Here is a 17,018-nt window from a genome sequence, read left to right as displayed (position 1 = left end):
GCGCCGCGCTGGCCGACGACGTCCGCGAGGTCGGGCGCGGCGGGCGCCGGCAGGCCGTCGAGACAGGGCGCCGCGACCGGCGCGAGCCGCCCGTCCGGCGCATCCGCGAGGTGCGCGCACAGCGCGGGCAGGTCGCGCGCACCGAATACGGTCACGCCCGGCACGAGCGCGGCCTCGGCGGCGCTGTCGAGCGGCAGGTACAGCTCGGGCGGCCGCGAGGTCGCGACGGAATCGCGCGCGGCGCCGGAATCCGGGCCCGGGCCGCCGGCGAGGCCCGCGCCGGATTCCGCCGCACGCCAGTCCCGCGCGGCGCCGCACGCCATCGCGAACGCGCCGCGCATCGGCCGCAGTGCGCCCGTCAGCGACAGCTCCCCCGCGAATTCGCGGCCGGCCAGCGCGTCGGCCGGGATCTGGCCGTTCGCGGCGAGGATGCCGAGCGCGATCGGCAGGTCGAAGCGGCCCGATTCCTTCGGCAGGTCGGCCGGCGCGAGATTGACGGTGATGCGGCGTACCGGGAATTCGAATCCGCAGTTCTGCAGCGCGGCGCGCACGCGCTCGCGGCTTTCGCGGACTTCGAGATCGGGCAGCCCGACGATCGAGAACGACGGCAATCCGTTGGCGAGATGGACTTCGACGGTGACGTCCGGCGCGCGGCCGGAGGCGGGCGCGCGACTGCGCACCACGGCGAGCGACATGGCGAGGCTCCTGTGAACGGGCGGACGACGGCCGTTCGGGGCCGCATGCCGCGGGAATCGGAGGAATCGGGTGCGCGCTTGCCGGCGTGGCGCGGGGGAAAGAACGAGTGTTGCGGAACGACGTACTGCGAAGAGCGATGGACTGCGAAGAGCGGAGGGTGCTGCGAAGAACGACGGACGACGAAGAGCGGGACCGGCTTCGGGGGGGGGGGGGGGGCGGGGGCCCCCGGGGGCGCCCCGCGCCCGGACCGTTTGGCCGGGTGGGGCGTCAGGCCTGCGGGGCGGCGAGCTTCTGCTCGAGTTCCGCGACGCGCTTTTCGAGTTCCTCGAGGCGCACGCGGGTGCGGGCGAGCACCTGTGCCTGGGTGTCGAATTCCTCGCGCGTGACGAGATCGAGCTTCGAGAAGCCTTGCGACAGCATGGCCTTCACGTTGCGCTCGACGTCCTTGGCCGGCGAGTTTTTCAGCAAATCGCTGACGCGCGACTGCAGATCGTTGAAAACGTCGCTGGGTTGCTTCATGTGATTTCCCTTCCTTGCACAAAAAATGTGCATCTTCAGTTGCGTACGTGCCCATGATGCACGCATGACCGGAAATGGTGCGCGCGAGGCGCGAATTCCGGGCATGGCGCCCGCATGGGTGAATGGCCCGGCGATCCGGGACGTGCGTGCACTCTAGCAACGATCCTTTCGCCGCGCCAGCAAACCGGGCCATGTTGGCCATTCGGCCGGGCTTCCGCGCCTTACACCACGGGATGCGACCCCGCTTCGAAGCCCTTCGAGACGGTGTTCGGACGAACATGGCATGCGAGTTGCTGAGAAGAGTCCGTTACAACATTCCAACTCATTCGACGGGACAACCCAGCGAGAGGACTTCATGAAACTCATTACCGCAATCATCAAGCCGTTCAAGCTCGATGAGACGCGCGAGGCGCTGTCGGCGCTTGGCGTCTCGGGCATCACGGTGACGGAGGTGAAAGGGTTCGGGCGCCAGAAGGGGCACACCGAGCTGTATCGCGGCGCCGAATACGTGGTCGATTTCCTGCCGAAGATGAAGATCGAGGCGGCCGTGTCCGACGATCTCGTCGACCAGGCGGTGGAAGCGATCGAGCGGGCCGCGCGCACGGGCAAGATCGGCGACGGCAAGATCTTCGTCACGCCGATCGAACAGGTGATCCGGATTCGCACCGGGGAGACGGGCGCGGACGCGCTGTAACAGAACACACAAGACAAGCGACAAGAGGAAACCCAAGATGCGCAAACTTCTGATGTCCCTGCTGATGGCCGGCTCGCTGATCGCGGCCGGCGTCGGCTCCGCGCTCGCGGACGACGCGGCGTCCGCCGCGGCCGGTTCCGCGCCTGCCGCCACCGCTTCCGACGCATCGGCTGCCGCCGCACCGGCCGCTTCGGCGCCGAGCGCCGACGCATCCGCCACCGCCGCTGCGGCCGCACCGGCTTCGGGCGTGACCGACGCATCGGCTGCCGCCGCCGCGTCCGCGCCGGCCGCCCCGGCCGCGCCCACCGCCCCGTTCTCGGTCGATTCGTCGAAGATCAGCGCGGGCGACACCGCGTGGATGCTGACGTCGACCGCGCTCGTGCTGTTCATGACGATCCCGGGCCTCGCGCTGTTCTACGCGGGCATGGTCCGCAAGAAGAACGTGCTCGCGACCGTGATGCAGAGCTTCGCGATCACCGCGGTGATCACGGTGCTGTGGACGGTGGTCGGCTACAGCCTCGCGTTCACGCCGGGCAACGGCTTCATCGGCGGCCTGTCGCGCGCGTTCCTGCACGGCATGAACTACATCAAGGGTGACAAGGCGACGACGCTGACGGTCAGCCATCTCGCGACGACGATTCCGGAATCGGTCTACTTCGTCTACCAGATGACGTTCGCGATCATCACGCCGGCGCTGATCTGCGGCGCGTTCGCCGACCGGATGAAGTTCTCGGCGATGCTCGTGTTCATGACGCTCTGGTCGCTGATCGTCTACGTGCCGATCGCGCACATGGTGTGGGAGCCGACCGGCTGGCTGTCGGCCGACGGCGTGCTCGACTTCGCGGGCGGCACGGTGGTGCACATCAACGCCGGTATCGCGGGCCTCGTGTCGTGCCTCGTGCTCGGCAAGCGCGTCGGCTACGGCCGTGAATCGATGGCGCCGCACAACCTGGTGCTGACGATGATCGGCGGCTCGATGCTGTGGGTCGGCTGGTTCGGCTTCAACGCGGGCTCCGCGGTCGCGGCCGATGGCCGTGCCGGCTTCGCGATGCTGACCACGCAAGTGGCGACCGCCTGCGCGGCGCTCGGCTGGATGTTTGCCGAGTGGATCGCGAAGGGCAAGCCGTCGGTGCTCGGCATCGTGTCGGGCGCGGTCGCGGGTCTCGTGGCGATCACGCCGGCCGCCGGTTTCGTCGGCGTGGCGGGCGCACTGGTGATCGGTATCGCGGCGGGCGTCGTCTGCTTCTGGTCGGCGACTTGGCTCAAGTCCAAGCTCGGCTACGACGATTCGCTCGACGCGTTCGGCGTGCACGGCATCGGCGGGATTCTCGGCGCGTTGCTGACGGGCGTATTCGCGGTCAAGGACATCGGCGGCTTCGACGGCAGCCTGCTGCTGCAGGCCAAGGGCGTGCTGATCACGCTGGTCTACAGCGGCGTGCTGAGCTTCGTGCTGCTGAAGCTGATCGACCTGACGATCGGCCTGCGCGTGACCGAAGAGGAAGAGCGCGAAGGTCTCGACGTGATCCTGCACGGGGAGCACGTGGAATAAGTCATACGAATCAACGGCGGGCCGCCGCGACGACGGCGCCCGCTCCGAATGAGCGCAGCGACTTCGGCCCGCCCACCCGGCGGGCTTTTTTTCTCCTGTCACCCGCTGCCGTAGCGGATAACCCTTCACTCTATCGGGTCAATAGCCGAAAAGTTCCTCGATATCCTTGCGAAGCCGGGAACAATCCCCAAATGGGCAAGGCAATTGCTCTACAATCTTCATTCTCCCGCTCGCGAGTGATTCATGGTTCCCCACCTCGTTACCGCGTTGAACGGTCCGCTGCTCGAACTCGAGCAGAAGATCCTCGACGCGACGCCTGCGATCGAACGCTGGTTCAGGCTCGAATGGCAGGAACACACCCCGCCGTTCTATTGTTCGGTGGACCTGCGCAATGCCGGCTTCAAGCTGGCGCCCGTCGACGCGAACCTGTTTCCCGGCGCATTCAACAATTTGCCGTCCGAAGTGCTGCCGCTCGCCGTGCAGGCCGCGATGGCCGCGATCGAGAAAATCTGCCCGGACGCGAAGAATCTGCTCGTGATTCCCGAGCTGCCGACCCGCAACGCGTTCTACCTGGAAAACGTCGCGCGCCTCGCGACGATCATGCGCCAGGCCGGCCTGAACGTGCGCTTCGGCTCGCTCGACCCGAGCATCACCGACATGACGCCGATCACGCTGGCCGACGGCCAGAAGATCGTGCTCGAACCGCTCGAGCGTTCGCAGCGCCGCCTCGGCCTGAAGAATTTCGATCCGTGCTCGATCCTGCTGAACAACGACCTGTCGGCCGGCATCCCGGCCGTGCTGGAAAACCTGCACGAGCAGTACCTGCTGCCGCCGCTGCACGCAGGCTGGGCCGTGCGCCGCAAGTCGACGCATTTCTCGTGCTACGACGACGTCGCGAAGAAGTTCGCGAAGATGGTCGGCGTCGATCCGTGGATGGTGAATCCGTATTTCGCGCACGTGGAAGGCGTCGACTGGCAGGCGCATGAAGGCGAGCAGGCGCTCGCCGACGCGATCGACGGCGTGCTGAAGAAGATCGCGCGCAAGTATCGCGAATACGGGATCAGCGAGAAGCCGTACGTCGTCGTGAAGGCCGACGCGGGCACCGCCGGCCGTGGCGTGATGACCGTGCACGACGCGGCCGAGATCGGCCGCATGACGAAGGCCGAGCGCGCGCAGATGGCCGAATCGAAGGCCGGCCTCGCGGTGCGCGACGTGATCGTGCAGGAAGGCGTCTACACGTTCGAGCGCGTCGGCGACGAAGTGGCCGAGCCGGTCGTCTACATGATCGACCGCTACGTGGTCGGCGGCTTCTACCGCACGCACGGCGGCCGCGAGCGCGACCAGAACCTGAACGCGCCGGGCATGCACTACGTGCCGCTCGGCTTCGAGCACACCGCGCTGCCGGATGCAGGCGCCAAGCCGGGCGCCGCGCCGCCGAACCGTTTCTACATGTACGGCGTCGTCGCGCGGCTGTCGCTGATCGCGTCGTCGATCGAACTGGAAAAGACCGATCCCGAAGCCATCCAGGTGTAACGGCTTCGCTACGTACAGGACCCGCATGGACATTCTTTTTATCGCCGACCCGCTCGAGCATTTCAAGATCTACAAGGATTCGACCTACGCGATGATGGCGGAGGCCGCCCGGCGCGGGCATGCGGTGTACGCGTGCGAGCCGCGCCACCTCGCGTGGACGGGCTCGGCCGTCGAGGCCGACGTGCGGCGCATCACGTTCGTCGGCGAGCTGGACGACCTGCATCGCGACACCTGGTTCGACGCGGGCCCGGTCGACGCGCGCCGTCTCGAATCGTTCGGCGCGGTGTTGATGCGCAAGGATCCGCCGTTCGACATGGAGTACGTGACGTCGACGTGGCTGCTCGAGCTGGCCGAGCGCGCGGGTGCACGCGTGTTCAACAAGGCGCAGTCGATCCGCGACCATTCGGAGAAGCTCGCGATCGGCGAGTTTCCGCAGTTCGTCGCGCCGACGCTCGTCACGCGCGACGCGAAACGGCTGCGCGCGTTCCACGCCGAGCACGGCGACGTGATCCTGAAGCCGCTCGACGGGATGGGCGGGATGGGCGTGTTCCGCGTGAAGCCGGACGGCATGAACCTCGGTTCGATCGTCGAGATGCTGAGCCACGACGGCACGCGCTCGGTGATGGCGCAGAAGTTCATTCCCGAGATCAAGGCCGGCGACAAGCGCATCCTGCTGATCGGCGGCGAGCCGGTGCCGTATTCGCTCGCGCGGATTCCGCAGGGCAGCGAGGTGCGCGGCAATCTCGCCGCGGGCGGGCTCGGCGTCGCGCAGCCGCTGACGGCCCGCGACCGCGAGATCGCCGACACGCTCGGGCCCGTGCTCGCATCGCGCGGGCTGCTGCTGGTCGGGCTCGACGCGATCGGCGACTGGCTGACCGAGGTGAACGTCACGAGCCCGACGTGCTTCCGCGAGATCATGGAGCAGACGGGTTTCGACGTTGCCGCGATGTTCATCGACGCGCTGGAGCGTGCGGCCGCGTAGGCCCGACCCGTTTCCCGCGCAACCCCGGCGGCGGCCGCGCAGGTCCCCCGTCGCCGGAGCAGCTTGACCGGCCTGCTACAATGCCCGCTCGCCCGGTGCCGTGATCGGCGCACCGAAGGCCCGGCGGTCGGGCCGACACTGTTGCAAGGCTGAACATGAAACGTTCCCCACACTCGCTACGCTCATTGCCCCGCCGCGGGGTATCGGCCCGCCAGGGGCGGCCGGGAGCGATCTGACATGGCCGGGATCCTGATCATCGCGCACGCCCCGCTCGCCACCGCGCTGCGGGACTGTATCGCGCACATCTACGGCGGCGTACCTGCCCGCATCGGCTGCATCGACGTGATGGCGGACAGCGATCCGACCCAGGTGATGGCGTTTGCGCACGCGGAACTCGCGCGGCTGCGGGAAGAAAACGGCGTGGTCGTACTGACCGACATGTACGGCGCGACGCCCGCGAACATCGCGGGCCAGCTCGCGAAGCTCGACAACGTGCGCGTGCTGGCCGGCGTGAACCTGCCGATGCTCGTGCGGGCCGTCTGCTACCGCACCGTGCCGCTCGACAAGCTGGTCGACAAGGCGCTGTCCGGCGGCGCGAAGGGCGTCCACGAGGTGTCGTCCGGCACGCCGCCGCCGCCGACGGAAACCGGCTGCGGCCAGTGCGCGCCGATTCCGCCGGAGCCGCAACCGCGCACCGAATCGCACTGAGCCGCCGTTTTCCGTTTTAGACCGACCCGCCGACGCGTGCCGCCGGCGGTCCAGACCGACCCGACCGAGAATCATGCTTCAACAAGAAACCACCATCGTCAATAAATTGGGGCTCCATGCGCGCGCATCGGCCAAGCTTACGCAACTGGCCGGCAACTTCCAGTCCGAAGTCTGGATGACACGCAACGGGCGCAAGATCAATGCGAAGAGCATCATGGGCGTGATGATGCTGGCTGCCGGCATCGGCAGCACCGTGACGATCGAAACCGAAGGGCCCGACGAGCGGGAAGCGATGGACGCGCTGCTGAAGCTGATCGCCGACAAGTTCGGCGAAGGCCAGTGATCGCCACGCGGAATCATTGCCGTTTCCAGTCAGAATGCCGCGGATCTCGCGGCATTTTTTTCGTCGGAAGCATTGATGCGGAATGCGCAATGCTGCGCTGCATGCAGTCAGCAGGGAGTCGCGGAATTTATAATCGCTAACCGGGGTCATAAGCGCATCGCAGCAGTGTGCCGCGGCTTTACTTGTACAGAGGAGGTGCGCGTGTCCTTCACGCTGCATGGCATTCCCGTCTCACGAGGTATCGCGATCGGGCGAGCGTATCTGATCGCGCCGGCGGCGCTCGACGTCGCCCATTACCTGATCGAGGCCAACCAGATCGACGCCGAAGTGGAGCGATTCCGCACGGCTCTCGACGTCGTGCGTCGCGAGCTCGAAGCGCTGCGCGCCGACCTGACCGACGACACCCCGAGCGAAGTCGGCGCATTCATCGACGTCCACACGATGATCCTGAGCGACGAGATGCTCGTGCAGGAAACCATCGACCTGATCCGCACGCGCCGCTACAACGTCGAATGGGCGCTGACCGAGCAACTCGAACTGCTGACGCGCCATTTCGACGACATCGAGGACGAGTACCTGCGCGAGCGCAAGGCCGACATCGAGCAAGTGGTCGAGCGTGTGCTGAAGGCGCTCGCCGGTGCGCCGTCCGCGTCGCAGGCGCTCGACGGCGCGGCCAGGAACGGCACGAACGACATGATCGTCGTCGCGCACGACATCGCGCCGGCCGACATGATGCAGTTCAAGACGCAGTCGTTCCAGGCGTTCGTCACCGATCTCGGCGGGCGCACGTCGCACACGGCGATCGTCGCGCGCAGTCTCGGCATTCCGGCCGCGGTCGGCGTGCAGCATGCGAGCTCGCTGATCCGCCAGGACGACCTGATCATCGTCGACGGCGACCAGGGCATCGTGATCGTCGATCCGGCGCCGATCGTCCTCGAGGAATATTCGTACCGCCAGTCCGAGAAGCTGCTGGAGCAACGCAAGCTGCAGCGCCTGAAGTTCTCGCCGACGCAAACGTTGTGCGGCACGAAGATCGAGCTGTACGCGAACATCGAGCTGCCCGACGACGCGAAGGCGGCCGTCGAGGCCGGCGCGGTCGGCGTCGGCCTGTTCCGCTCCGAGTTCCTGTTCATGCATCAGAAGGAGATGCCGGAAGAGGAGGAGCAGTTCGCCGCGTACAAGCGGGCCGTCGAGTGGATGAAGGGCATGCCGGTGACGATCCGCACGATCGACGTCGGCGCCGATAAACCGCTCGAGGCGCTCGACGAAGGCTACGAAACGGCGCCGAACCCGGCGCTCGGGCTGCGCGCGATCCGCTGGAGCCTGTCCGAGCCGCAGATGTTCCTCACGCAGTTGCGTGCGATCCTGCGCGCGTCCGCGTTCGGCCAGGTGAAGATCCTGATCCCGATGCTCGCGCATGCGCAGGAGATCGACCAGACGCTCGACCTGATCCGCGAGGCGAAGCGCCAGCTTGACGACGCGGGGCTCGCATACGATCCGAACGTGCGCCTCGGCGCGATGATCGAGATCCCGGCCGCGGCGATCGCGCTGCCGCTGTTCCTGAAGCGCTTCGACTTCCTGTCGATCGGCACGAACGACCTGATTCAGTACACGCTCGCGATCGATCGCGCGGACAACGCGGTCGCGCACTTGTACGACCCGCTGCATCCGGCCGTGCTGCATCTGATCGCGTACACGCTGCGCGAAGCGAAGCGCGCGGGCGTGTCGGTGTCGGTGTGCGGGGAGATGGCGGGCGACCCGGCGCTCACGCGCCTGTTGCTCGGGATGGGGCTCACCGAGTTCTCGATGCACCCGAGCCAGTTGCTCGTCGTGAAGCAGGAGATCCTGCGCGCGCACCTGAAGGCGCTCGAAAAGCCGACGGCCGACGTGCTGGCCGCGTTCGAGCCGGAGGAAGTGCAGGCGGCGCTGCAGCGGCTGTCGGTCGCCGAGCCGCGGGCGGACGCGGCCGCGTAGGCGTTTTCGTCGCCGCCAACTGTAGCGAAGTGTCACGCATGCGCGTCCAGCGCATGCCCGTCGCGCGTCAGTGCCGACCCCCGCACACGGGGCAGTCGGCCTGGCGCGCGATTTTCATCGTCGTCCATTCCATCCGCAGCGAATCGAGCATCATCAGCCGGCCGTTGAGCGTCTTGCCGATGCCGCCGATCACGCGCAGCGCCTCGGCCGCCTGCATCGCGCCGATGATCCCGACGGTCGGCGCGAACACGCCCATCGTCGAACACGCGACTTCCTCGAACGGCTGGTCTTCCGGGAACACGCACGCATAGCAGGGCGCGGCCGCGTCGCGGAAGTCGAACGTGCTGATCTGGCCGTCGAAGCGCAGCGCGGCGCCCGACACGAGCGGCACGCCGTGCGCGACGCACGCGCGATTGATCGCGTGCCGCGTCGCGAAGTTGTCGGTGCAGTCGAGCACGACGCTCGCATGCGGCACGTGCGCGTCCAGCCACGCATCGTCGACGCGCTCCGCGACCGCGTTCACCGTCACCTCGGGGTTCAGTTGCGCGAGCGCGTCGCGCCCCGACTCGACCTTGCTGCGGCCGACCGAGGCCGTCACGTGCAGGATCTGCCGCTGCAGGTTCGTGAGATCGACCGTGTCGGCGTCGACGAGCGTGAGCGTGCCGACTCCGGACGCCGCGAGATACATCGCGGCCGGCGAGCCGAGGCCGCCCGCGCCGACGACGATCGCATGCGCATCGAGAAAGCGCTGCTGCGCCTCGATGCCGATCTCGTCGACGAGGATGTGGCGGGAGTAGCGAAGGAGTTGATCGTCGTTCATGGGGAGTCGTGAGCGAGGCGGGCGGACGTTCGTTATTTTAGGCGCGCATGAAAAACGGGCCATCGCGGTCTTCCCGCGATGGCCCGTTCGATGCCGGCCGGCGCTTACTTCGGCGCGGATGCGGGCTTCGGTGCGGAAGCCGGCTTCGCGGCGCTTGCGCCCGATGCCTTCGACGCCGTCGCCGCCTTCGCGGCCGGGCTCTTGGTCGTGCTCTCGGCGAGCAGCGACTTCGATTCCTGGACCGGCTTGCCTTCGAGCTTGTTGAGCGCCTGCTGCATCATGAAGTCGTCGGCGCTGCCGAACTCGATCGGCTTGCGATCGCGATCCTTCTGGCGTTGCTCCGGCGTCTTCTTGTCGTTCTGCTCTTCGAGAATGCGCAGCTGATCCATCCGGCGCTGTTCGCGTTCTTCCTGCTCCTTCTTCTCGTTCGGATCCTGCGTGTTCGCGAGGTGGTTCGTGTAGTCGACCTCGCGCGTCACGAGCACGTCGTCCGGATCGCCGTCCGCGTACTGATCGACCGGCACGTCCGGCGTGATGCCCTTGTTCTGGATCGAACGGCCGCTCGGCGTGTAGTAGTACGCGGTGGTCAGACGCAGCGCGGTGTCGGCCGTCATCGGGCGCACCGTCTGCACCGAACCCTTGCCGAACGTCGTCTTGCCCATGATCTGCGCGCGCTTCGAATCCTGCAGCGCACCGGCGACGATTTCCGACGCGGACGCCGAATACGCGTTCGTCAGCACGATCATCGGCACGGTCTTGAAGATCGGCGGCAGGTTCTTCAGCGGATCGCCGTCGAAGGACGGCAGGCGATAGTTGTCGTACGTATCGCGGTAGACCTGCTTCGAATCGGGGATCTGGCCGTTGGTCGACACGACGACCGAGTCGGGCGGCAGGAACGCGCCGGCCACGCCGACCGCGCTCTGCAGCAGGCCGCCGCCGTTGTTGCGCAGGTCGAGGATGAGGCCCTTCAGGTTCGGCTGCTGGCGCGCGATGTCCTGCAGCTTCTGCGCGAGATCGGGCGTCGTGCGCTCCTGGAAGCTCGTGATGCGGACATACGCGTAGCCCGGATCGAGCATCTTCATCTTCACGCTCTGGACCTTGATGATCGCGCGCGTGACCGTGACCGGGAACGTGCGGTCGTCGCTCTTGCGGAAGATCGTCAGCGTGACCTTGGTGCCCGGCTCGCCGCGCATCTGCTTGACGGCCTTGTCGAGCGTCATGCCGCGCACCGGCTTGTCGTTGATGCGCGTGATCAGGTCGCCCGGACGGATGCCGGCGCGGAACGCGGGGGTGTCCTCGATCGGCGAGATCACCTTGACGAGGCCGTCTTCCTGCGAGATCTCGATGCCGAGACCCGCGAAGCGGCCCTTCGTCTGCTCCTGCAGCTCGTCATAGTCGGTCTTGTCGAGGAACGACGAGTGCGGATCGAGGCTCGACACCATGCCCTTGATCGCCGCCGTCAGCAGCTTCTTGTCGTCGACCGGTTCGACGTACTCGCGCTTGATCTGCCCGAATACCTCCGCGAACAGGCGGAGCTGGTCGAGGGGAAGCGGCGCCGTGGCGGTCTGCTCGGCCGATGCGGAAACCTGCAGCGTGGCGAACACGCCCGTGGCGAGGCCCGCGGCAATCAGGCCGATGTTCTTCAAATTCATTCGCATAGAGAGTCTGGTGCGGTCGGGAAGCGCGTGGCGGTAGCGGGGATGTAGCGGACAAGTATAACTGTTCGTCCGATAACTCAGTGGAACGGCGCGAAAAGCGTCGAAAAGGCCGCAGAGGCCCCGGCGGGGGCGCTGCGGTTCGAAAGCGGGTTCGACCGCAGCGGGGCCGTGAAGGTTCGCGCGGCGTGCAGCGCGTGCAGCGGGCGACCGGGGCCGGGCACGCCGCGCCGGAACCGGGCCTGCCCGCCGCGCCGGGCGTCAGCCCGCCTTGCCTTGCTTCGCGACGGCGGCCTGCGCCTGCGCGATCGCTTCCTGGTCGCCGAGGTAATAGTGCTTGATCGGCTTCAGGTTTTCGTCGAGCTCATAGACGAGCGGCACGCCGTTCGGGATGTTCAGGCCGACGATGTCGCTGTCCGAGATGCCGTCGAGGTACTTGATCAGCGCGCGCAGCGAGTTGCCGTGCGCGGCGATCAGCACCTGCTTGCCGGCGCGCACCGCCGGCGCGATCGACTCGTTCCACAGCGGCAGCACGCGCGCAACCGTGTCCTTCAGGCACTCGGTGAGCGGCAGCTGCTCGCGCGGCACCTTCGCGTAGCGCGGGTCGTTGAACGGCGCGCGTTCGTCGGTCGGCTCGAGCGCGGGCGGCGGCGTGTCGTAGCTGCGGCGCCACACGAGCACCTGCTCGTCGCCGAACTTGGCGGCCGTTTCCGCCTTGTTCAGGCCCGACAGCGCGCCGTAGTGGCGCTCGTTCAGGCGCCACGAATGGACGACCGGCAGGTACATCAGGTCCATCTTGTCCTGCACGTGCCACAGCGTGCGGATCGCGCGCTTGAGCACCGACGTGTACGCGATGTCGAACGTGTAGCCGGCCTCCTTGAGCAATTCGCCGGCCTGGTAGGCCTCGTTGCGACCCTGTTCGGTCAGGTCGACGTCGACCCAGCCGGTGAAGCGGTTTTCCTTGTTCCACGTCGATTCGCCGTGGCGGATGAGAACGAGTTTGTACATGGATCTTGCGGTCGGTAGTGATAGGGAAGCGGGGCGCGTCGCGCGGGACCGAACCGGGGCCCGACATCGCGCAAGACGGTTATTTTATAATGGCAGGATTGTCCTCATCCGATTTCTCTTTTTCCGGCGGCATTCCGTGACGTTCTTTACCAATTACACGAACCTGGCCCTTATCGCGATTCTGCTGGTTTCCGGCGGCCTGCTTGCATGGCCGGCCCTGCGCCGCGGCCGCGGCGGCCTGTCTGCCGCCGAGGCGACGCAGCTCATCAATCGCCGCAACGCGGTCGTGATCGATCTGCGCGCCGCGTCCGACTTCGCCGCCGGCCACCTGCCGTCGGCGCGTCAGGTCGCGGCGGGCGAGATCGGCGCGAAAATTGCGCAGGTCGCGAAGAACAAGAGCACCCCGGTGCTGCTCGTCTGCCAGAACGGCCAGCAGTCGCAGAAGGCGGCGCGCGAGGTCGAGGCGGCGGGGTACGCCGAGGTGCACGTGCTCGAAGGCGGCGTGGCCGCCTGGCAGCAGGCCGGGATGCCGGTCGTCAAACAAGGAGTGGCGAAGTGAACAAGGTTTTGATGTACAGCACGCAGGTGTGTCCGTATTGCATGCAGGCCGAGCGCCTGCTGAAGCTGCGCGGCGTCGAGCAGATCGAAAAGGTGCTGATCGATCGCGATCCGGCCCGCCGCGAGGAAATGATGACGCGCACGGGGCGCCGCACGGTGCCGCAGATCTATATCGGCGACACGCACGTCGGCGGCTACGACGATCTGTCGAAGCTCGACCGCGAAGGCGGCCTCGTGCCGCTTCTGCAAGCGGCCTGATTAGGGCAGAATGGCCGCCGGCCGCGCCGCGGCTTGGGCGCGCAGGATTCATCCGTGGCGGCCGGCGAGCAGCCGGGCCGCCCCGTCACCACTTTTAGGGAAACACCATGTCCGACGTCGAAAACCAACCGTTCTTCAACATCCAGCGCGTCTACCTGAAGGATATGTCGCTCGAGCAGCCGAATTCGCCGGCGATCTTCCTCGAGCAGGACATGCCGTCGGTTGAAGTCGAAGTCGACGTCAAGGCCGACCGCCTCGCGGAAAGCGTGTTCGAAGTCGTCGTGTCGGGTACCGTCACCGCGAAGGTGAAGGACAAGGTCGCGTTCCTGATCGAAGCGAAGCAGGCCGGCATTTTCGACATTCGCAACATTCCGGACGAACAGCTCGACCCGCTCGTCGGCATCGCATGCCCGACGATCCTGTTCCCGTACCTGCGCTCGAACATCGCCGACGCGATCACGCGCGCCGGCTTCCCGCCGATCCACCTCGCGGAAATCAACTTCCAGGCGCTGTACGAGCAGCGTCTCGCGCAGCTCCAGCAGCAGGCTGGTGCGGCAGGCGCACCGAACGGCGCGCCGAATGGCACGACGCTGAACTGACGTTTCGCTCGGACCGGTGCTGGGTATGAAAGTAGCCGTTCTCGGCGCCGGTGCCTGGGGCACCGCGCTCGCGGGCCATCTGGCCGCGCGGCACGATACGCTTTTGTGGGCGCGCGACGCCGCGCTCATCGCCGGGCTGCAGGCCCGGCACGAAAATTCCCGCTATCTGGACGGCATCGCGTTGCCTGACGCGCTGCGCTACGACGCCGATCTCGGCGTCGCGCTCGCGCATGGCGCCGCGGACGACGCGCTGTGCGTGATCGCCGCGCCGGTGGCCGGGCTGCGCACGCTGTGTCACGCGATGCGCGACGCCGGCTGCGTGCCCGCGCATATCGTCTGGGTCTGCAAGGGCTTCGAGGCCGACACGCACCTGCTGCCGCATCAGGTGATCGCGGCCGAGCTGCCCGGACAGCAGAGCAACGGCGTGCTGTCGGGCCCGAGTTTCGCGCGCGAGGTCGGGCAGTCGCTGCCCGTCGCGTTGACGGTGGCGAGCACGTCGGCCGGATGCCGCGAGCGCACGCTCGCCGCGTTCCATCACGGCGCGATGCGGATCTATACGGGCGACGACGTGGTCGGCGTCGAGGTCGGCGGCGCGGTGAAGAACGTGCTGGCGATCGCGACCGGCATTTCCGACGGCCTCGGCCTCGGGCTGAACGCGCGCGCCGCGCTGATCACGCGTGGCCTCGCCGAAATGTCGCGGCTCGGCGTGGCGCTCGGCGGCCGCGCGGAAACCTTCACGGGCCTCACGGGCCTCGGCGACCTGATCCTCACCGCGACGGGCGACCTGTCGCGCAACCGCACGGTCGGCCTGCAACTGGCGGCCGGCCGCACGCTCAACGACATCCTCGGCGCGCTCGGCCACGTGGCCGAAGGCGTGCGCTGCGCGCAGGCCGTGCTGGCGCTCGCGCGCGCGCAATCGATCGAAATGCCGATCACGGAAGCCGTGTGCGGGGTGCTGTTCGACGGCATCGCGCCGCGCGACGCCGTCAGCGGCCTGTTGCGCCGCGACGCGCGCGCCGAGTAGCGCGAGCCGGGTTCGCCCGGCACGGTTGCGCCGGGCGCGCGGCGCCAAAGCGGACTACGCTTGAACAATCTCCGGCGTTCCGCGAGGTCGTCATGCTGCAGATCCATTCCACCACGCTCGATGCGCAAGTCGTCGACATCACGACGCTCGAGGTCGACGCAATCGTCAACGCCGCGAACGGCTCGCTGCTCGGCGGGGGCGGTGTCGACGGCGCGATTCACCGCGCGGCCGGCCCCGGCCTGCTCGCCGAGTGCCGCACGCTCGGCGGCTGCGACACCGGCGACGCGAAGCTCACGCGCGGCCACGGGCTGCCGGCGCGCTATGTGATCCACGCGGTCGGGCCGGTCTGGTACGGCGGCGCGCGTGGCGAGGCCGAGTTGCTCGCGTCGTGCTACCGGCGCGCGATCGAGCTGGCCGAGGAAGTCGCCGCGACGTCGATCGCGTTCCCGGCGATCAGTTGCGGGGTCTACCGCTATCCGGCCGAAGCCGCCGTCGATATCGCGGTCGGCACCGTCGCCGAGATGCTCGCGCAGGCGCCGAACCTCACACGCGTGGTGTTCGCGTGCTTTTCCCCCGATATCTACGACCTGTACCGCGCACGGCTCGCGCGGACCTGACGCGTTCGACGCCGCGCGCGGCGAGCGTCAGGCGCCGCCTTCGAAGCCGGCCTGGCGCCACGCCTCGAACACGACCACCGCGACCGTGTTCGACAGGTTCAGGCTGCGGTTGTCGGGTCGCATCGGCAGGCGCACGCGCTGTTCGTTCGGGAAGCGTTCGAGCAGCTCGGCCGGCAGGCCGCGCGTTTCCGAGCCGAACACGAACCAGTCGCCGGGCAGGAACGCACGATCGTGGAAGCGGCCCGAGCCGCGCGTCGTGAACGCGAACATCCGCGCGGGATCGGGCGCTTCGGAGGCGACGAATGCGTCCCAGTCGCGGTGCACGCGCATTTGCGCATACTCGTGATAGTCGAGGCCGGCGCGACGCATGCGCGCGTCGTCGAGCGGAAAGCCGAGCGGCTCGATCAGGTGCAGGTGCGCGCCGGTGTTCGCGCACAGGCGGATCACGTTGCCGGTGTTCGGCGGAATTTCGGGGGCGACGAGGACGACGTTGAACATGTTTCGATTTGGCTGGGCCGGCCGGAGCCGCGCAACGCGCGCGGGCTCCCGGCCGACCGGTTCGTGACGGCCGCATTCGCGGCGGCCGGTCTCTCTCTCTCTAATTAATCCCTGGCGGTGCGCAGCGCAACCAGATTCGTCACGCGCGCGGCGCCCGCCGCCTTCAGCGCCTGCGCGGCCGCCGCGAGCGTCGCGCCGGACGTCATCACGTCGTCGACGAGCGCGATGTGGCGGCCGGCGACGCCGCCGGCCACCGCGAAAGCCGTCATCACGTTGTCGCGCCGTGCGTGCCGGTCGAGCCGCGACTGCGGCGCGGTGTCGGCGACGCGCGTGAGCAAGGTTGCGTCCGCTTGCACGCCGAGCCGGCGCGCGAGCGGACGTGCGATCGCCCACGCCTGGTTGTAGCCGCGCGCGACGAGCCGCCGGTGCGACAGCGGCACCGGCGCGACGAGGTCGAAGCCGCTCGCGCCGTGCGTATCGTCGACCAGCCGGGCGAGCCGGGCCGCGAATTCGCCGCCGAGCGCGAGTCGCGCGTGAAACTTCAGGCCGCGCGCGAGCCCGTCGAGCGGTGCGCGGTAATCGGCAAGCGCGAGCGTCGCATCGAACGGCGGCGGCGCGGTGCGGCACGCGTCGCACCGGTACGCGGTCGCGCGGCCGGCGCCGGTACGACGGCCGCCAGGCGATCGCGCATGTCCGACACCGAGCGGCAGCGCGCAGACCGCGCAGCGCAGCCTCGCTTCATTCCAGTACGCGGCATCGCAGGCGCCGCAAATCACTCCGTGTGACAAATTGCCGCACAACGCGCAGCGATTCGGCAATGCGACCGCGGCAACGCGCACGACCAGCGTTCGAACCTGCGACAAAACGACGCGCATCGTGCGCTCGGCGGAACCGCGGACCATCGCAACACTCCTGGCACGCCGCCTCAATGAAGCTTGCGAGGCGAGCGAGTATACTTCGGGCTCTTCGCCAGTGTGCCCGAC

General features: G+C 67.9%; 19 protein-coding genes. 12 read left to right on the top strand and 7 right to left on the bottom strand.

Features of this window, described 5'->3' with window-relative positions; genetic code table 11:
* Positions 1 to 695, bottom strand: a 695-nt coding sequence (locus MMB92_RS19460) for a magnesium chelatase domain-containing protein (RefSeq protein WP_277562864.1), incomplete at its 3' end; no start/stop codon positions are given.
* Positions 696 to 963: 268 nt separating this feature from the next.
* Entirely contained in the window at positions 964 to 1,215 is a 252-nt protein-coding gene (locus MMB92_RS19455) for an accessory factor UbiK family protein (protein WP_006489451.1), read from the bottom strand.
* A 355-nt stretch (positions 1,216 to 1,570) separates the two neighbouring features.
* Between MMB92_RS19455 and MMB92_RS19450 the strand changes: the two genes are divergently transcribed.
* The 7 genes from MMB92_RS19450 (at position 1,571) to ptsP (ending at position 8,998) form a co-directional block, all read left to right on the top strand.
* Complete coding sequence (locus MMB92_RS19450) at positions 1,571 to 1,909, top strand: P-II family nitrogen regulator (RefSeq protein ID WP_006398175.1); 339 nt, start codon at positions 1,571 to 1,573, stop codon at positions 1,907 to 1,909.
* Positions 1,910 to 1,946: 37 nt separating this feature from the next.
* Positions 1,947 to 3,458 (top strand): ammonium transporter, encoded by a 1,512-nt coding sequence (locus tag MMB92_RS19445; protein ID WP_062911164.1) that lies wholly within the window; start codon positions 1,947 to 1,949, stop codon positions 3,456 to 3,458.
* Positions 3,459 to 3,701: 243 nt separating this feature from the next.
* On the top strand, positions 3,702 to 4,991 hold the full coding sequence (gene gshA / locus MMB92_RS19440) for a glutamate--cysteine ligase (RefSeq protein WP_006477713.1): 1,290 nt from the start codon (positions 3,702 to 3,704) through the stop codon (positions 4,989 to 4,991).
* Between the two features lie 25 nt (positions 4,992 to 5,016).
* On the top strand, positions 5,017 to 5,973 hold the full coding sequence (gene gshB / locus MMB92_RS19435; RefSeq protein ID WP_006499053.1) for a glutathione synthase: 957 nt from the start codon (positions 5,017 to 5,019) through the stop codon (positions 5,971 to 5,973).
* Positions 5,974 to 6,210: 237 nt separating this feature from the next.
* Positions 6,211 to 6,681, top strand: coding sequence for a PTS fructose transporter subunit IIA (locus MMB92_RS19430; protein ID WP_006487073.1), 471 nt, complete (start codon positions 6,211 to 6,213; stop codon positions 6,679 to 6,681).
* A 73-nt stretch (positions 6,682 to 6,754) separates the two neighbouring features.
* Complete coding sequence (locus MMB92_RS19425; protein ID WP_006477716.1) at positions 6,755 to 7,024, top strand: HPr family phosphocarrier protein; 270 nt, start codon at positions 6,755 to 6,757, stop codon at positions 7,022 to 7,024.
* A 201-nt stretch (positions 7,025 to 7,225) separates the two neighbouring features.
* On the top strand, positions 7,226 to 8,998 hold the full coding sequence (ptsP, locus tag MMB92_RS19420) for a phosphoenolpyruvate--protein phosphotransferase (protein ID WP_006487070.1): 1,773 nt from the start codon (positions 7,226 to 7,228) through the stop codon (positions 8,996 to 8,998).
* Between the two features lie 67 nt (positions 8,999 to 9,065).
* On the opposite strand, the gene moeB is transcribed toward ptsP, so the two are convergent.
* From moeB to gpmA, 3 genes are all read right to left on the bottom strand, one after another.
* On the bottom strand, positions 9,066 to 9,818 hold the full coding sequence (gene moeB, locus MMB92_RS19415) for a molybdopterin-synthase adenylyltransferase MoeB (RefSeq protein WP_006487067.1): 753 nt from the start codon (positions 9,816 to 9,818) through the stop codon (positions 9,066 to 9,068).
* A gap of 104 nt (positions 9,819 to 9,922) precedes the next feature.
* Positions 9,923 to 11,476 carry a S41 family peptidase gene (locus MMB92_RS19410; RefSeq protein ID WP_006487071.1) on the bottom strand — a complete coding sequence of 518 codons (1,554 nt, stop codon included), beginning with the start codon at positions 11,474 to 11,476 and terminating at the stop codon, positions 9,923 to 9,925.
* 258 nt (positions 11,477 to 11,734) lie between these two features.
* Positions 11,735 to 12,481 carry a 2,3-diphosphoglycerate-dependent phosphoglycerate mutase gene (gpmA, locus tag MMB92_RS19405; protein WP_006481562.1) on the bottom strand — a complete coding sequence of 249 codons (747 nt, stop codon included), beginning with the start codon at positions 12,479 to 12,481 and terminating at the stop codon, positions 11,735 to 11,737.
* A gap of 136 nt (positions 12,482 to 12,617) precedes the next feature.
* Here gpmA and MMB92_RS19400 point away from each other — a divergent pair, with 136 nt between their 5' ends.
* The 5 genes from MMB92_RS19400 (at position 12,618) to MMB92_RS19380 (ending at position 15,537) form a co-directional block, all read left to right on the top strand.
* Positions 12,618 to 13,040, top strand: a complete 423-nt coding sequence (locus tag MMB92_RS19400; protein WP_006481558.1) for a rhodanese-like domain-containing protein — start codon at positions 12,618 to 12,620, stop codon at positions 13,038 to 13,040.
* Complete coding sequence (gene grxC, locus MMB92_RS19395) at positions 13,037 to 13,297, top strand: glutaredoxin 3 (RefSeq protein ID WP_006477722.1); 261 nt, start codon at positions 13,037 to 13,039, stop codon at positions 13,295 to 13,297. Before MMB92_RS19400 ends, grxC begins: the two co-directional genes overlap by 4 nt.
* 107 nt (positions 13,298 to 13,404) lie before the next feature.
* Entirely contained in the window at positions 13,405 to 13,896 is a 492-nt protein-coding gene (gene secB, locus MMB92_RS19390) for a protein-export chaperone SecB (protein ID WP_006481561.1), read from the top strand.
* Between the two features lie 25 nt (positions 13,897 to 13,921).
* The gene (locus MMB92_RS19385; RefSeq protein ID WP_006499050.1) at positions 13,922 to 14,920 is read left to right on the top strand and encodes an NAD(P)H-dependent glycerol-3-phosphate dehydrogenase; all 999 of its coding nucleotides are present in this window, start codon (positions 13,922 to 13,924) and stop codon (positions 14,918 to 14,920) included.
* A 92-nt stretch (positions 14,921 to 15,012) separates the two neighbouring features.
* Positions 15,013 to 15,537, top strand: coding sequence for an O-acetyl-ADP-ribose deacetylase (locus tag MMB92_RS19380; protein WP_006481556.1), 525 nt, complete (start codon positions 15,013 to 15,015; stop codon positions 15,535 to 15,537).
* Positions 15,538 to 15,564: 27 nt separating this feature from the next.
* Here MMB92_RS19380 and trmL read toward each other — a convergent pair whose 3' ends face one another.
* On the bottom strand, positions 15,565 to 16,035 hold the full coding sequence (trmL, locus tag MMB92_RS19375; protein WP_034201336.1) for a tRNA (uridine(34)/cytosine(34)/5-carboxymethylaminomethyluridine(34)-2'-O)-methyltransferase TrmL: 471 nt from the start codon (positions 16,033 to 16,035) through the stop codon (positions 15,565 to 15,567).
* Between the two features lie 104 nt (positions 16,036 to 16,139).
* Positions 16,140 to 16,937: a phosphoribosyltransferase family protein gene (locus tag MMB92_RS19370; protein WP_058901827.1), complete on the bottom strand. Its 798-nt coding sequence runs from the start codon at positions 16,935 to 16,937 to the stop codon at positions 16,140 to 16,142.
* Positions 16,938 to 17,018 lie beyond the last annotated feature (81 nt).

The sequence above is a fragment of the Burkholderia sp. IO2 genome, from assembly GCF_029522185.1.
Classification (GTDB): Bacteria; Pseudomonadota; Gammaproteobacteria; order Burkholderiales; family Burkholderiaceae; genus Burkholderia; species Burkholderia cenocepacia.
Note: the sequence above shows the minus strand (reverse complement) of the source record. Positions and strands in the feature narration are given on the sequence as shown.

Excerpts from the sequence above, each read along its gene's own strand:
- MMB92_RS19455 (WP_006489451.1), bottom strand. The coding sequence starts at position 1,215 with ATGAAGCAACCCAGCGACGTTTTCAACGATCTGCAGTCGCGCGTCAGC.
- MMB92_RS19450 (WP_006398175.1), top strand. The coding sequence starts at position 1,571 with ATGAAACTCATTACCGCAATCATCAAGCCGTTCAAGCTCGATGAGACG.
- MMB92_RS19445 (WP_062911164.1), top strand. The coding sequence starts at position 1,947 with ATGCGCAAACTTCTGATGTCCCTGCTGATGGCCGGCTCGCTGATCGCG.
- gshA (WP_006477713.1), top strand. The coding sequence starts at position 3,702 with ATGGTTCCCCACCTCGTTACCGCGTTGAACGGTCCGCTGCTCGAACTC.
- gshB (WP_006499053.1), top strand. The coding sequence starts at position 5,017 with ATGGACATTCTTTTTATCGCCGACCCGCTCGAGCATTTCAAGATCTAC.
- MMB92_RS19430 (WP_006487073.1), top strand. The coding sequence starts at position 6,211 with ATGGCCGGGATCCTGATCATCGCGCACGCCCCGCTCGCCACCGCGCTG.
- MMB92_RS19425 (WP_006477716.1), top strand. The coding sequence starts at position 6,755 with ATGCTTCAACAAGAAACCACCATCGTCAATAAATTGGGGCTCCATGCG.
- moeB (WP_006487067.1), bottom strand. The coding sequence starts at position 9,818 with ATGAACGACGATCAACTCCTTCGCTACTCCCGCCACATCCTCGTCGAC.
- MMB92_RS19410 (WP_006487071.1), bottom strand. The coding sequence starts at position 11,476 with ATGCGAATGAATTTGAAGAACATCGGCCTGATTGCCGCGGGCCTCGCC.
- gpmA (WP_006481562.1), bottom strand. The coding sequence starts at position 12,481 with ATGTACAAACTCGTTCTCATCCGCCACGGCGAATCGACGTGGAACAAG.
- secB (WP_006481561.1), top strand. The coding sequence starts at position 13,405 with ATGTCCGACGTCGAAAACCAACCGTTCTTCAACATCCAGCGCGTCTAC.
- MMB92_RS19385 (WP_006499050.1), top strand. The coding sequence starts at position 13,922 with ATGAAAGTAGCCGTTCTCGGCGCCGGTGCCTGGGGCACCGCGCTCGCG.
- MMB92_RS19380 (WP_006481556.1), top strand. The coding sequence starts at position 15,013 with ATGCTGCAGATCCATTCCACCACGCTCGATGCGCAAGTCGTCGACATC.
- trmL (WP_034201336.1), bottom strand. The coding sequence starts at position 16,035 with ATGTTCAACGTCGTCCTCGTCGCCCCCGAAATTCCGCCGAACACCGGC.
- MMB92_RS19370 (WP_058901827.1), bottom strand. The coding sequence starts at position 16,937 with ATGGTCCGCGGTTCCGCCGAGCGCACGATGCGCGTCGTTTTGTCGCAG.